This is a genomic window from Pseudomonas sp. HMWF021, from assembly GCF_003061005.1.
In the GTDB taxonomy this organism is placed as follows: Bacteria; Pseudomonadota; Gammaproteobacteria; order Pseudomonadales; family Pseudomonadaceae; genus Aquipseudomonas.
Genome location: NZ_QAIK01000002.1, coordinates 1 through 12,802 on the forward strand (window position 1 = coordinate 1; position 12,802 = coordinate 12,802).

A 12,802-nucleotide genomic window follows, 5' to 3' on the forward strand; every position below is an offset into this window, starting at 1 on the left:
CCGTTCTCCCGCCTCTCGTCACCTTCCCCAAAATTTCCCTTGCCCGCCCGCGCCCGTTTCGGGTATCACTTTGTACATGATTAGACAGGTACGATTTGACAAGAAACAACGGGTGGTCGACGAACTCGTCCGGCGCATCGAAAGCGGCCTCATGGAGGACGGCTTTCTGTTGCCTGGCGAGCATCAGTTGGCTCAGGAATTCAATGTCAGCCGTGGCACGTTGCGTGAAGCGCTGGCCGAACTGAAGCGGCGCAACTACATCGCCACGCAAAGCGGGGTCGGTTCGATTGTCACGTTCGACGGCGTGGCGCTCGACCAGCGCAGTGGCTGGGCGCAGGCGCTGGCCGACAGCGGGGCGCTGATCAACACCGAAGTGTTGCGCCTGGAAGCCGTGACCCGGCCGGATCTGCTCTCGCGCTTCGGCACCGACCAGTTCATCACCCTCGACCGACGCCGCCGTTCCAATGACGGCACGCTGGTCTCCCTCGAACGCTCGCTGTTGCCGGCCACTGGAGGCCTGGAAAGCCTGCCGCGTGTCGGTCTGATCGACAACTCGCTGACCATCACCCTGGCCGCCTACGGCTACATCGGCGAGCGCGGCGATCAGTGGATCGGCGCCGAACCGCTGAACGCGGTGGACGCCGAACTGCTCGGTCGCGCAGAGGGCACAGTGTTCCTCAAGGCCCTGCGCACCACTTACGACCGGCAGAACCGCTTCATGGAGCAGGTCGAAAGCCTGCTCGACCCGGTGCATTTCCGTCTGCACCTGCAATTTGGAGAACAGAAATGACCGCGCTCAACCGTGCCCTCGGTGCGTTTTATGGCCTGGCCCTCGGTGATGCGCTGGGCATGCCGACGCAATCGCTGAACCGCGAAACGATCAAGACCCGCTTCGGCCACATCACCGATCTGCAGGACGCCGGTCCCCTGCAACCGATCGCCGCCAACATGCCCAAAGGCTCGATCACCGACGACACCGAACAGGCGATTCTGGTTGGCGAGTTGCTGGTTGAAGGCAAAGGCCGGATCGAGCCGGCAGTGCTCGCGCAACGGCTGATCGAGTGGGAAGCCGAGATGCAGGCCAAGGGCTCACAGGATTTGCTCGGCCCATCGACCAAACGCGCCATTGAAATGATTCTCGCCGGCCACTCGCCGGAAGAAGCCGGGCGCTACGGCACCACCAACGGCGCGGCGATGCGCATCACTCCGGTGGGCATCGCGGCAGACGTCGCTGATCCCGAGCGTTTCATCGCGGCCGTGGTGCAGGCCTGTCAGGTCACCCACAACACCACGCTGGGCATTTCCAGCGCGGCGGCGGTGGCGGCGGTGGTTTCCGCCGGGATCAACGGCATGGACCTGGGCGAGGCGCTGAACCTCGGCCAGCAGATTGCGCAACAGGCGGAAGCGCACGGGCACTGGGTCGCGGGTGGACGTATTGCTTCGCGCATCAGTTGGGCGCGAACCATCAGCGTCGACAGCGACAAGGCGCTGCTGGCGGACCTGCTGTACGACGTGATCGGCACGTCGGTGGCATCGCAGGAGTCGGTGGTGGTCTCGTTCGCGCTGGCGCAACAGGTGGCGGTCGGCGAGATGAGCGCGTTCGATGCGTTGTGCATGGCCGCCAGCCTGGGCGGTGACACCGACACCATCGCGGCGATTCTCGGCGCCATGCTCGGGGCCTGCCTGGGCCTCGAGAGCTGGCCGGCGCCGATGATCGCCACGGTCAAAGCGGTCAATCATCTGGAGCTTGAGCCCCTCGTGAAAGGACTCCTCACCTTACGCTGAGGACCCCGTGCAGGAGCTGCCGAAGGCTGCGATCTTTTGATCTTCAGCAGTCTTCAGGCAGCCGGAAAATCAAGATCAAAAGATCGCAGCCTGCGGCAGCTCCTACAGGAGATGTGCAGGCGATTGAATTGCCCACAACCACAATAAAGGCAAACAGGAGCACTGTTCATGAGTTCATCAAACGCCGGGCAAAGCGCCGGGCAACTGGAAACCCGGGGCATCGAGCCGGTGCCGGAAGCCGAGTGCAACGGCCATCCGCTGCAACTGTTCTGGGTCTGGTTCGCCGCCAACATTTCCATTCTCGGCCTGCCGCTGGGCGCCACGCTGGTAGCGTTTCGCGGGTTGGCGATCTGGCAGGCGATCATCGTTGCCATCGTCGGCGCCGCCGGTTCGTTCGCCGTGGTCGGGATCATCTCGATTGCCGGCCGTCGTGGCCGTGCGCCGAGTCTCACGTTGTCGCGAGCGATCTTCGGCGTACGCGGCAACATCGGCCCGACGCTGGTCTCGCTGATGTCGCGTCTGGGCTGGGAAACCGTCAATACCACTACTGCTGCGTTCGTGCTGCTGTCGCTGTGCTCGATCCTGTTCGGCTCGCCGGTTGAAGCGAAGAGTGCGCCGGTGCTGACGCTGATCTTCATCGCGATTTTCGTGCTGCTGACCCTGTCGGTTTCGGGCCTCGGTCATGCGACCTTGCTGGTGATCCAGAAGTGGGCGACCTACGTGTTCGGTGCGCTGAACATTCTGGTCGGCGGCTTCCTTTGCGCGACCATCGACTGGAGCGCGGTGTTCAACGCCACGCCGGCGCCGATGAGCGCGATGATCATCGGCATCGGCACCATGGCCGCCGGCACCGGGATTGGCTGGGCCAACGCCGGCGCCGACATGTCGCGCTATCAGCACCGCAGCGTCAAGGCTGTGCGGCTGGTGGCTTCGGCGGCGTTCGGCGCGGGGATTCCGCTGGTGCTGCTGATCACCCTCGGCGGTCTGCTGTCGGTGGGCAACAATGACCTGGCGTCGGCGACTGACCCGATCGTGGCAATCCGCGACATGCTGCCGACGTGGATGGCTGTGCCGTACCTGATCACCGCTTTCGGCGGTCTGCTGCTGTCGAACAACCTCTCGGTGTACTCCGCCGGTTTGACCACGCTGACCCTGGGCCTCAAGGTCAAACGCGTCTACGCGGTGGTAGTCGACATCGTGGCGATCTTCGCCGGTTCGATCTACTTCATGCTGATCGCCGACAGTTTCTACGGCCCGTTCATCACCTTCATTTCCCTGTTGGCGGTGCCGATCACCGCGTGGGTCGGGATCTTCGTGGTCGATCTGCTTCACCGTCACTACTACAGCCCCAAAGACCTGCTCGACGTCAGCCCGAGCAGCGCCTACTGGTATCGCGGCGGCATCGAGTGGCGCGCGTTCGGCGCGTGGGCGATTGCCATCGTGCTCGGTTTCAGTTTCACCACCATCGGCACCACCGCCGAGAACGTCTGGTTCAAGGGCTTTTTGTCCGACTCGTGGCTGGGCCACAACGGTCTGGGCTGGATCGTGACCTTCGTGGTGGCCGGTGGCATTTACTTCGTCCTCGGCGGGGCGAAAGATCGTCGCGCCGCGCAAGTCGAGAATGCTCATGCCTAAGATGTTGCACACCGGCCAGGTCATCATCGACCTGGTCATGGCGGTTGATCAGCTGCCGCAAATCGGCGGCGATGTGCTGGCGCAATCGGCCGCCTTCGAGGCCGGTGGCGGTTTCAACGTGATGGCCGCTGCCGTGCGCAATGGCTTGCCGGTGGTCTATCTCGGTCGCCACGGCACTGGGCGTTTCGGCGATCTGGCGCGTCAGGCAATGAACGCTGAAGGCATTCATATCGGCATCCAGACGCCCGCGCAACGCGACACCGGGATTTGCGTGGCGCTGACCGATGCGTCGGCCGAGCGCAGTTTCATCTCCTACATCGGCGCTGAAGGTGAGGTGACCGAGGAGGATTTGAACAGCGTGGCCGCTGAGGCGGGCGATTACGTTTATGTGAGCGGATACAGCCTGCTTCACGCGGGCAAGGCGCAGGCGCTGCTGGACTGGACACTGGCGCTGCCAGAGGGGATCAGCGTGGTGTTCGATCCAGGCCCTTTGGTGGAATCGCCGGATTCACCCCTGATGCGGGCGCTGTTGCCGCGCATCGATGTGTGGACCAGCAACAGCGTGGAGGCGTTGCGGTTTACCGGGGCTGCGGACATTGCGGCGGCCCTGGATCGCCTCGCCGAGCATCTACCGAAAGACGTGCTGATGGTGGTGCGCGACGGGCCGCAAGGGTGCTGGATCCAGCAGGCTGGCGAGCGTCGGCAGGTGTCGGGGTTTGCCGTGAAGGCAGTCGACAGCAATGGCGCAGGTGATGCTCATGCCGGGGTGTTCGTTGCCGGATTGGCGCAGGGTTTGAATGCGCTTGAGGCGGCACTCCGGGCGAATGCGGCGGCGGCTTTGGCGGTGACGCGCTGGGGGCCGGCGACTGCGCCGGGGGCGGCTGAGGTGGATGGGTTTATCCGCGAAGTCTGCGGCGACTGATCTGACGCTTTCGCTGGCAAGCCAGCTCCCACAGGTTTACAGGGTGAAACGCAAATTTGTGTACCCCGCAATCCCTGTGGGAGCTGGCTTGCCAGCGATAAGGCCATCAGCCTCACAGCAAAATCAACCGGCCTTGCGCAACGCCGCAATCAACGCATCCTTGCGCATCGAAGAACGCCCGGCGATATTCTTCGCCCGCGCCTCTTTCCTCAGACTGTCCACGGTCTGCGTCTCGCGCGAAGCCTTGCTGTCGCGCGCATGTCCTTCACGACTGGCTACCGCACGCCGCGATGAATCCTTGCGATCTTCGGACTTGGCGCTCGCCGGTTTCCTGCGCCCGGAGCCGCCAGCCTTTTCGCCGCCGCCCGACTGTTTGTTCACCGTCGCCCAGGCTCGCGCCTCGGCTTCGTCTTTGGACAGGCCTTTGTGCTCATAGCTGTCTTCGATATGTGCGGCCTTACGCTTTTGCTCGGCGGTGTATTTGTCTTTGCTTCCACGAGGCATGGGATTACTCCTTGCATCAGTAGATGGATTTCTTGTGTAGGAGCTGCCGAAGGCTGCGATCTTTTGATCTTGTTTTTTTAAATCAAAAGATCGCAGCCTGCGGCAGCTCCTACACGATCATGCATTCACACAATCACAGCCTTTAGACATCAAGTTTTCGCGCCGCTTCGACCCCAGCCGCACTGAGCTTGATCGGCAGATTCAACGAGTGTTCGCCGGCCTCGTTGCAGGTCACATGACCATGGTGAATCAGTCCGCGATCCTGCAGGGCGGCGAGGGCGCTGGCCACCACTTTCTCGCCGCGATAATTGTCCAGCACCTCTTTGCCCAGTCCGCTTGGATGGGCGTGCAGCAGGCGGGTGAGGACTTCTTTTTCCAGGTTTTTATCGACGTTCATGGTTTCCTCTTCATGGATGTGAATAGGACGCTCGCGTCGGCGAACTACTGGCCGCTGCCTTCGGAGCCCGAGCCACCGGTGGTGGTTTTCGAGCCGATGCCGGGGCCGGCATTATCGGGTGTGGCGGGGGAATCGGGAGTGTTCATGCCACCCTGGCGACCGGGGTCACTGCCTTGGGTGCGTGGATCAGTGCCAGTGGCAGGTGGCTGGTTGATCAACGGAACCCCGGAACCATCGGTGTTCATGCCGGGGGCACTGTTGATGGCAGGGGCGCGCGGTGATTGAACCGGATCGGTGGGGCCTGTGCCCGCTGCAGTGGTAGACGCGGCGAAAACCGCAGGGCTCAGCAGGGCGGCGAAGACGAGGGCAGTCAACCTTGACGGGATCATAGGGCTTCTCCAGTGATTGAATTCCTTACCTGTCTTTGGTCTGCCCTTGGATTGGATTGGTGCCTGATGAACGACGAACGGTCGAGACACAGGGTCATCAGTCGAGGCCGATTTCTTCCTTGAACTGCGCCAGGAAAACCTTCAGGCGCTGATGGCGGATCTGTGCCAGACGCTGACCGGTTCCGGTCTGGAAACCGTCGGCGAGGTGCAGCAGTTTGGTCTGGAAGTGGTCGAGGCAGAAGCGTGTGTCGTTGTAGTCGCGCTCCTTGGCTTCAGGGTCCAGCGGGTCGTAAAGCGCACTGCCCATACGCCCGGCGACGTAGAAGGTGCGGGCCACGCCAAGCATGCCCAGCGAGTCGAGGCGGTCGGCATCCTGGACGATTTTTGCTTCGAGGGTCAGCGGGGTGATGTTGGCGGAAAAACTGTGGGCTTCGATAGCGTGGGTAACGGCGGCGATTTTGCTGGCGGGCCAATCCAGTTCCGCCAGCACGCTGGCAGCTTTCTCTGCAGCGAGGTGCGAAGCCTGCGAGCGCAGGGGCGAGTTCTTCTCGACGGACACGCAATCGTGCAGCAATACGGCGGCGAGCAACACTTCCAGGTCCCCGCCTTCCTCGGCTTGCAAGGTGCGCGCGTTGTGCCAGACCCGTTGCAGGTGGGCGAGGTCGTGGGCACCGTCGTCGCCGGGTTCGAGGGCGTGGGGCAGCAGTGCAGCTGCGAGCGCCTCCACGGGCATAAAAATCTCAGTGTTCATGAGCATCCTTTCAGACTGGCGAAGTTCCTGTGGGAGCGGGCTTGCTCGCGAAGGCATCAATCCAGTCACCATCATTGTTGTCTGTCAGACCGCTTTCGCGAGCAAGCCCGCTCCCACATTGCAATATCGGCGCAGGATATTCTCTGCGCTGCCATGTGACGAGCGCCGCATCCGGCCTTAGTATGGCGCTTTCCATTTTCCGACAAGGCCCGTCCATGACGATCGAAATCCGCCCGGCGACCCCCAGCGATGCGCCGCAAATCCTCGCCTTCATCACCGAACTGGCAGATTTCGAAAAGGCCCGCCACGAAGTGATCGCCAGCGTCACCGACATCGAGCGCAGCCTGTTCAGCGAAGGCGCGACCGCCCACGGCCTGATCTGCCTGCGTGATGGTGTGCCGATCGGTTTTGCGGTGTTCTTCTTCAGTTATTCGACATGGCTGGGCAGTAACTGCCTGTACCTCGAAGACCTCTACATCACCCCCGAACAACGCGGCGGCGGTGCCGGCAAAACCCTGCTGCGGCATTTGGCGAAAATCGCCTGCGACAACGACTGCGGCCGCTTCGAATGGAGCGTGCTGGACTGGAACACTCCGGCCATCGAATTCTACAAATCCCTTGGCGCACAGCCGCAGGAAGAGTGGGTGCGCTATCGCATGGATGGCAAGGTGTTGCGTGAGTTTGCCGAAGGCTGAGGAGAGCAGGGCTGGCTGACGCTGCACATCTGTTGCGGTTTCGTCGCCCCCGCCAGCCATTCGTTGCTCAAGGACGGCGCGTTGACGCCGATGGGCTGGTACGTCTATTCCGAGATCGGCCAGTGGACCTCCGAACATCATCTGGACCTCGGCGTGCAAATGGCCGATCTGCTGCAAACGGCTTACGAGCGTAATCAACTGCGCAATTACAACGCCTGGCTCAACGAGCTCGACGACGCTGCGCCGGCCGAACTGGCCTGGCAAACCGACCAAGCCTGGCGACATCTGCAAACTGCCACATCCCCCGACAGCCGTGAGCACTGCCACGCACTGTTCGACCCTGTCGACAACCGCTGGCGCTTCGCCGCGACCGACATCGACATCCATCAGCCGCCCCCGGAACCTCTGAAGCAAGGAGCTTTGAATTGAGTGGTAAACCCGCCGCCCGCGTCACCGACCCGACCGCCTGCCCATTGCCAGGCCATGGCACCAACCCGATCGTTTCCGGCTCGCCCGACGTCTTCTTCGACGGCCTCGCCGCCGCGCGCATGACCGACAAATCAGCCTGTGGCAGCCCGATCACCGGCGCTGTTTCCGGCACCGTATTCATCAACGGCCTGAACGCCGCAACCCTCGACAGCACCGGTGGCCACGGCAATGTCGTGGTCGGTGGTTCGGGCACGGTGATTATTGGACAAAGTGGCGGAGGGGCAGCGTTTAGTGGGTTGTTGCCGATGCCGGTGCATTTCAATGATCGGATGCAAGTGATTAACGAGATAACGGGGGAGCCTATGGCTAATCATCCTTACGCGATTCAACGCGGCGATGGGCGTGTAGAGCATGGCATTACCAATGATGCGGGATTCACTCATACGGTGAGCTCGCACATTCCCGAATCCATCAAGTTGTTCGTGGAGTAGTTTGGATGACTGCTGAAAATCCTGATTTGAAGGGATGTCAAAGGCTAGTAGTAACGCACGATTTGACCTGTAAAACCGATGGTACTGTTAAGCAGGCTACAGTTGCTCCGAAGCAGATCGTCCTGTTTTTTGTGGGTGGGGCGGGGGATAAAGAAAGTTATTACGGAACCGGACCTAATAATAACGTTGCGGAGGCCCTCAAAATTTTTGTGAAGAATATGGATGCAGAGGGGCTTTGCGCGGATACGTACGACGCACACCATATTGGCTACAACTCTTTCGTCAGTGAAGAAGGGCTGAAGGCAAACGTACTGGATAAAATTTCAGACCTTACGACACCGGTCTACATTATCGGACACAGTCTGGGAGGGTGGAACGGAGCTCACTTATCAAAAGTCCTCGCCGACAAGGGGTACCGAATTCCGGTACTGGTTACTCTTGATCCGGTCGGGGAAGGGCAGATCGTATGGGGTATTTCCAATATCTATCAGAAAGAGCCCGCGCCTAAGGCTGAATATTGGGTGAATGTGAGAGCCGATGCCAAGGACTGGAATTTTTCCGACCTGGTGGCTGATTTCGGAGAACAGTGGGATATGAAGAGCGGTCCGAACATGAATGGCAGGGTTGACGTGAACCACGCTGATGCATGGGCCATTTATATTGCCGATCTTGGCGCCGGGATGTCAGCCAGAGATGTTCTGATGGAATCGGTGGTGTTGCATTTTAAAGGAAGGAAATGTGCGTAAGTTAATTCTGATTTTGATGTTTTCGATGTGTGCTTCATGTGCGATAAGCCACGGAAAACCTACTGCCAAAATCGAGTATTTGGGGGTGGAGCGCTACTTGGATCGAAACATTTACCAAGTCAGTTTTTCGTCCGACGTCGATGTCGACAAACTCTTCAAGTCCAAGATAAGTCAGTCGCTGCTTTGTGCTTTGGGGGAGAGTAGAGATTTTTCGCAGTCGCGCAATCTGAATGAATATGGTGAAGGATGGATTGAGCCTCTGAAGCCTGCAGACGGATCCACTTTCAAAGCGGATCTCATGTTTTATCGTGTGAAAGACTCAACGAGTGAAACGCTGATGAGCAGCAAGGACTTAAGCACTGTATTAGCGGGGCGAAAAACAATCGCATGCAAAGTCAGAATCAACTCCTACTCCTACAAAATCTACTATTCAGAAGTGATGAATATTCCTGTTGCTGAGCTGCTAAAGGAAATTGACAAGTATTGAGATCGGGCTTCTTGCCTGATCACAGGAAGCCTTGTTCTGATGCTCATTTCTCTGCGGATTCCCAATGACCGCTGAGCAACCCATCAAGTGTCTTTCGCACGGAAATCTTGAAAGCCCCGGCCTTCTCTTCATCGAAGGCCGCTTTCCAGTAGATGTAGCCCTGGCTGAAATCCGGAATCTGCGCCGTTTCTCCCACGCGCCGAGTCAGGCTGCGCTGCAAAGCCTCGGCCTGAAAAGGCAGGTGGGGCATTGCGGTGATCTCGCCTCCGGTGACCGGGTTGGTCATCCGAATGCCATCAACGCGGATATGCACGACGGTGCCGTAATGCGGATAACTTTCGATTTTGAGGATGGTCAAGGTCGAGGCTTCTTCACCCGGCCGGGTTTTGTAGGCCCAGATGTCGCCCTCCTTGATAGCGGGCAAGGCGCTGGCAATCGCCGCGAAGCAGAGTGCGCCACAGAGCAGTAACGCCTTTAAAGCGGTTTTCATTTTTTCTTCCCTGAACATGTCGAGAGCGGTCGTCGCATCGACGCGGCCGACATTTTAAAGAGTTGGCAGAGAAACGGATGTTACAGTTGTAAATCCCACAATATGGGAATGATATTTATATATTGAGATTTTCCAGCGCCTAGGTTTATAGTCCGTCGCACTCACTGCCAAAAACAAAACAGGTGAAGCGATGCAGGCGCAATTGATCGCGCTCGATTGGGGGACGACCTCATTACGTGCTTACAAACTCGCGGCCGGTGGCGTGGTGCTGGAGCAGCGTGCGCTGTCGTCCGGGATCATGCAGTTACCGAAGACCCCGCGAGTCCTCAACGGTGGTGAATGCGCCGACGGTTTTGAACTGGCCTTCGAAGACGCCTGTGGTGACTGGCTCGATGCGCAGCCAGATCTGCCGGTGATTGCCTGCGGCATGGTCGGCAGCGCCCAGGGCTGGCGCGAAGCGGCCTACTGCGAAACGCCGGCGAACGTCGCCAATCTCGGAAATTCCCTGCAAACAGTGGTCAGTCTGCGCGGCACGCGGGTGCATATTGTGCCTGGCGTGATCCAGCGTTCGCGCCTGCCCAACGTGATGCGCGGCGAAGAAACCCAGGTCCTCGGCGTGCTGCAGAACCTGCCGGTCGATGCTGGCGGCGATCTGTTGATCGGTCTGCCGGGCAGCCATTCCAAGTGGGTGGAAGTGCTCGAGGGTTGCATCACCCATTTCGATACCTTCATGACCGGCGAAGTGTTCGCCGTGCTCAGTGATCACAGCATTCTCGGGCGTACCCAGCAACAGGGTGCGCCATTTGATGGCCAAGCGTTTGACCGTGGCGTGCAAGTGGCACTGTCGGCGGACGGCGAACTTGGTGTGCTCTCTACGTTATTCAGTGCGCGCACTTTGGGCCTGACCGGCCAACTGGCCCCGACGGCGCAAGCGGATTACCTGTCCGGGCTGATGATCGGCCATGAGTTGGTGGCGCTTGCTGCAGCCCAGCGGCGTCGACGCAACAGTGCGCATCTGCCCTCGATCATCCTCATTGGCAACGCGCAACTCTGCGCCCGCTACAGCCGTGCGCTGGACGCCTGCGGTTTCGCCCGAGTGGCGTTGGCCGAGCAAGCCACCGAGCGTGGCCTGTGGCAGCTGGCGCTGGCCGCCGGGCTGCTCGATTCCTCATCCCGTTAACCCTGACTGGAGGCCTGACATGCTCAAGCAAGCACTGGCACAAAACGGTCTGATCGCGATCCTGCGTGGCCTGCATCCGCAGGAAGCCGCCGCTGTCGGAGAAGTCCTGTATGCAGCCGGATTTCGCGTCATCGAAGTACCGCTCAATTCGCCGTCGCCGTACGAAAGTATCCGCATTCTGCGTCAGACCTTGCCCGCCGATTGCCTGATCGGTGCCGGTACGGTGGTGACCGCGGAGCAGGTCGAGTTAGTGAAAGAGGCGGGCGGCCAAGTGATCGTCATGCCGCACAGCGACGCCAAAGTGCTGCGCGCAGCGAAAGCGGCGGGGTTGTATCTGTCGCCGGGTGTCGCCACACCGACCGAAGCCTTTGCGGCGCTGGAGGAGGGCGCAGACATTCTCAAGCTGTTCCCGGCCGAGCAGATGGGCCCGGCGGTGGTCAAGGCATGGCTCGCGGTGTTGCCTTCCGGGACGGTGCTGGCGCCGGTCGGTGGGATCACCCCGGACAACATGCAGGCGTTCATCGACGCTGGCGTGAAAGGTTTCGGCCTGGGTTCCGGCCTGTTCAAACCGGGCATGAGCGTTGAGCAGGTCGCCGTCAATGCCAAGGCTTACGTCGCTGCCTGGAAAGCCCTGCGCTGAGATTAACTGGCGCTGCGTGCGCTGCATCTAACAAGAGAGACAAGCAGATGAAAATCACCAAACTCACCACCTTCATCGTGCCGCCGCGCTGGTGCTTCCTCAAGGTCGAAACCGACGAGGGCGTGACCGGTTGGGGTGAACCCGTGGTCGAAGGCCGCGCCCACACTGTTGCCGCTGCCGTTGAGGAATTGTCCGACTACCTGATCGGCAAAGACCCACGCAACATCGAGGACATCTGGACCGTGCTGTATCGCGGCGGCTTCTACCGTGGTGGTGCGATTCACATGAGTGCGCTGGCCGGTATCGATCAGGCGCTGTGGGACATCAAGGGCAAGGCCCTCGGCGTGTCGGTCAGCGATCTGCTGGGTGGTCAGGTGCGCGACAAGATCCGCGTGTATTCGTGGATCGGCGGCGACCGTCCGGCCGACACTGCACGTGCCGCGAAAGAGGCGGTAAGCCGTGGTTTTACTGCCGTGAAAATGAACGGCACCGAAGAGCTGCAGTTCCTCGATTCCTTCGAGAAAGTCGATCTGGCCCTGGCCAACGTGGCTGCGGTGCGCGATGCTGTCGGGCCGAACGTCGGCATTGGCGTCGACTTCCATGGCCGCGTGCACAAGCCGATGGCCAAGGTGCTGATGAAGGAACTCGATCCGTACAAACTGATGTTCATCGAAGAGCCGGTGCTCAGCGAAAACTACGAAGCGCTGAAAGAGCTGGCGCCGCTGACCAGTACGCCGATTGCCCTCGGTGAGCGGCTGTTCTCGCGCTGGGACTTCAAGCGGGTGTTGAGTGAAGGCTACGTTGACATCATCCAGCCGGATGCTTCCCACGCTGGTGGAATCACCGAAACCCGCAAGATCGCCAACATGGCCGAAGCCTACGACGTGGCGCTGGCGCTGCATTGCCCGCTGGGGCCGATTGCGCTGGCGGCGTGCCTGCAACTCGACGCGGCTTGCTACAACGCGTTCATTCAGGAGCAAAGCCTGGGCATCCATTACAACGAGAGCAACGATCTGCTCGACTACGTGAAGGATCCGCGAGTGTTCGACTACGACCAGGGCTTCGTGAAGATTCCGAACGGGCCGGGGCTGGGTATCGAGATCAACGAGGAATACGTGATCGAACGCGCCGCCGTCGGCCACCGCTGGCGCAACCCGATCTGGCGCCATGCCGATGGCAGTTTTGCCGAGTGGTGAGTGCCCTCTGACCCACCACAAATCCCCTGTGGGAGCTGGCTTGCCAGCGATGACGGCGGCACATC

At 60.3% G+C, this 12,802-nt stretch carries 17 protein-coding genes; 12 read left to right on the forward strand and 5 right to left on the reverse strand.

The window, feature by feature from the left end; all coding sequences use genetic code 11:
- Positions 1-76 precede the first annotated feature (76 nt).
- The 4 genes from DBR18_RS00110 (at position 77) to DBR18_RS00125 (ending at position 4,342) form a co-directional block, all read left to right on the forward strand.
- Positions 77-790 carry a GntR family transcriptional regulator gene (locus tag DBR18_RS00110; protein ID WP_108588814.1) on the forward strand — a complete coding sequence of 238 codons (714 nt, stop codon included), beginning with the start codon at positions 77-79 and terminating at the stop codon, positions 788-790.
- Positions 787-1,785 (forward strand): ADP-ribosylglycohydrolase family protein, encoded by a 999-nt coding sequence (locus DBR18_RS00115; RefSeq protein ID WP_108588815.1) that lies wholly within the window; start codon positions 787-789, stop codon positions 1,783-1,785. The genes DBR18_RS00110 and DBR18_RS00115 overlap by 4 nt, the downstream gene beginning before the upstream one ends.
- A 168-nt stretch (positions 1,786-1,953) precedes the next feature.
- On the forward strand, positions 1,954-3,420 hold the full coding sequence (locus DBR18_RS00120) for a cytosine permease (RefSeq protein WP_108588816.1): 1,467 nt from the start codon (positions 1,954-1,956) through the stop codon (positions 3,418-3,420).
- On the forward strand, positions 3,413-4,342 hold the full coding sequence (locus DBR18_RS00125; RefSeq protein ID WP_108588845.1) for a PfkB family carbohydrate kinase: 930 nt from the start codon (positions 3,413-3,415) through the stop codon (positions 4,340-4,342). The genes DBR18_RS00120 and DBR18_RS00125 overlap by 8 nt, the downstream gene beginning before the upstream one ends.
- A 123-nt stretch (positions 4,343-4,465) precedes the next feature.
- On the opposite strand, the gene DBR18_RS00130 is transcribed toward DBR18_RS00125, so the two are convergent.
- The 4 genes from DBR18_RS00130 to DBR18_RS00145 all read right to left on the reverse strand — a co-directional run bounded on the left by DBR18_RS00130 (position 4,466) and on the right by DBR18_RS00145 (position 6,383).
- Complete coding sequence (locus DBR18_RS00130) at positions 4,466-4,846, reverse strand: termination factor Rho (RefSeq protein ID WP_108588817.1); 381 nt, start codon at positions 4,844-4,846, stop codon at positions 4,466-4,468.
- A 142-nt stretch (positions 4,847-4,988) separates the two neighbouring features.
- The gene (locus tag DBR18_RS00135) at positions 4,989-5,243 is read right to left on the reverse strand and encodes a hypothetical protein (protein ID WP_007961959.1); all 255 of its coding nucleotides are present in this window, start codon (positions 5,241-5,243) and stop codon (positions 4,989-4,991) included.
- Positions 5,244-5,287: 44 nt separating this feature from the next.
- Entirely contained in the window at positions 5,288-5,632 is a 345-nt protein-coding gene (locus tag DBR18_RS00140; RefSeq protein WP_108588818.1) for a hypothetical protein, read from the reverse strand.
- A gap of 97 nt (positions 5,633-5,729) precedes the next feature.
- Entirely contained in the window at positions 5,730-6,383 is a 654-nt protein-coding gene (locus DBR18_RS00145; protein WP_108588819.1) for an HD domain-containing protein, read from the reverse strand.
- Between the two features lie 215 nt (positions 6,384-6,598).
- Here DBR18_RS00145 and DBR18_RS00155 point away from each other — a divergent pair, with 215 nt between their 5' ends.
- From DBR18_RS00155 to DBR18_RS00175, 5 genes are all read left to right on the forward strand, one after another.
- On the forward strand, positions 6,599-7,078 hold the full coding sequence (locus DBR18_RS00155; protein ID WP_007961964.1) for a GNAT family N-acetyltransferase: 480 nt from the start codon (positions 6,599-6,601) through the stop codon (positions 7,076-7,078).
- 63 nt (positions 7,079-7,141) lie between these two features.
- The gene (locus DBR18_RS00160; RefSeq protein ID WP_256588473.1) at positions 7,142-7,507 is read left to right on the forward strand and encodes a hypothetical protein; all 366 of its coding nucleotides are present in this window, start codon (positions 7,142-7,144) and stop codon (positions 7,505-7,507) included.
- A complete protein-coding gene (locus DBR18_RS00165; RefSeq protein ID WP_108588821.1) occupies positions 7,504-7,998 on the forward strand; it encodes a PAAR domain-containing protein in 495 nt (164 codons plus the stop codon). The genes DBR18_RS00160 and DBR18_RS00165 overlap by 4 nt, the downstream gene beginning before the upstream one ends.
- A 5-nt stretch (positions 7,999-8,003) precedes the next feature.
- Positions 8,004-8,744 (forward strand): alpha/beta hydrolase, encoded by a 741-nt coding sequence (locus DBR18_RS00170; RefSeq protein WP_108588822.1) that lies wholly within the window; start codon positions 8,004-8,006, stop codon positions 8,742-8,744.
- Positions 8,737-9,231 carry a hypothetical protein gene (locus DBR18_RS00175; protein WP_095137229.1) on the forward strand — a complete coding sequence of 165 codons (495 nt, stop codon included), beginning with the start codon at positions 8,737-8,739 and terminating at the stop codon, positions 9,229-9,231. The genes DBR18_RS00170 and DBR18_RS00175 overlap by 8 nt, the downstream gene beginning before the upstream one ends.
- Positions 9,232-9,274: 43 nt before the next feature.
- Here the strand turns inward: DBR18_RS00175 and DBR18_RS00180 are convergent, their stop codons facing one another.
- A complete protein-coding gene (locus DBR18_RS00180; protein ID WP_108588823.1) occupies positions 9,275-9,721 on the reverse strand; it encodes a hypothetical protein in 447 nt (148 codons plus the stop codon).
- 190 nt (positions 9,722-9,911) lie between these two features.
- On the opposite strand from DBR18_RS00180, the gene DBR18_RS00185 reads away from it, so the two are divergent.
- The 3 genes from DBR18_RS00185 to dgoD are packed head-to-tail and all read left to right on the forward strand — an operon-like array spanning position 9,912 to position 12,737.
- Positions 9,912-10,901, forward strand: coding sequence for a 2-dehydro-3-deoxygalactonokinase (locus DBR18_RS00185; protein WP_108588824.1), 990 nt, complete (start codon positions 9,912-9,914; stop codon positions 10,899-10,901).
- A gap of 19 nt (positions 10,902-10,920) precedes the next feature.
- Positions 10,921-11,541, forward strand: coding sequence for a 2-dehydro-3-deoxy-6-phosphogalactonate aldolase (locus DBR18_RS00190; protein ID WP_108588825.1), 621 nt, complete (start codon positions 10,921-10,923; stop codon positions 11,539-11,541).
- Between the two features lie 47 nt (positions 11,542-11,588).
- Entirely contained in the window at positions 11,589-12,737 is a 1,149-nt protein-coding gene (gene dgoD, locus DBR18_RS00195) for a galactonate dehydratase (protein WP_007961968.1), read from the forward strand.
- Positions 12,738-12,802: the final 65 nt, after the last annotated feature.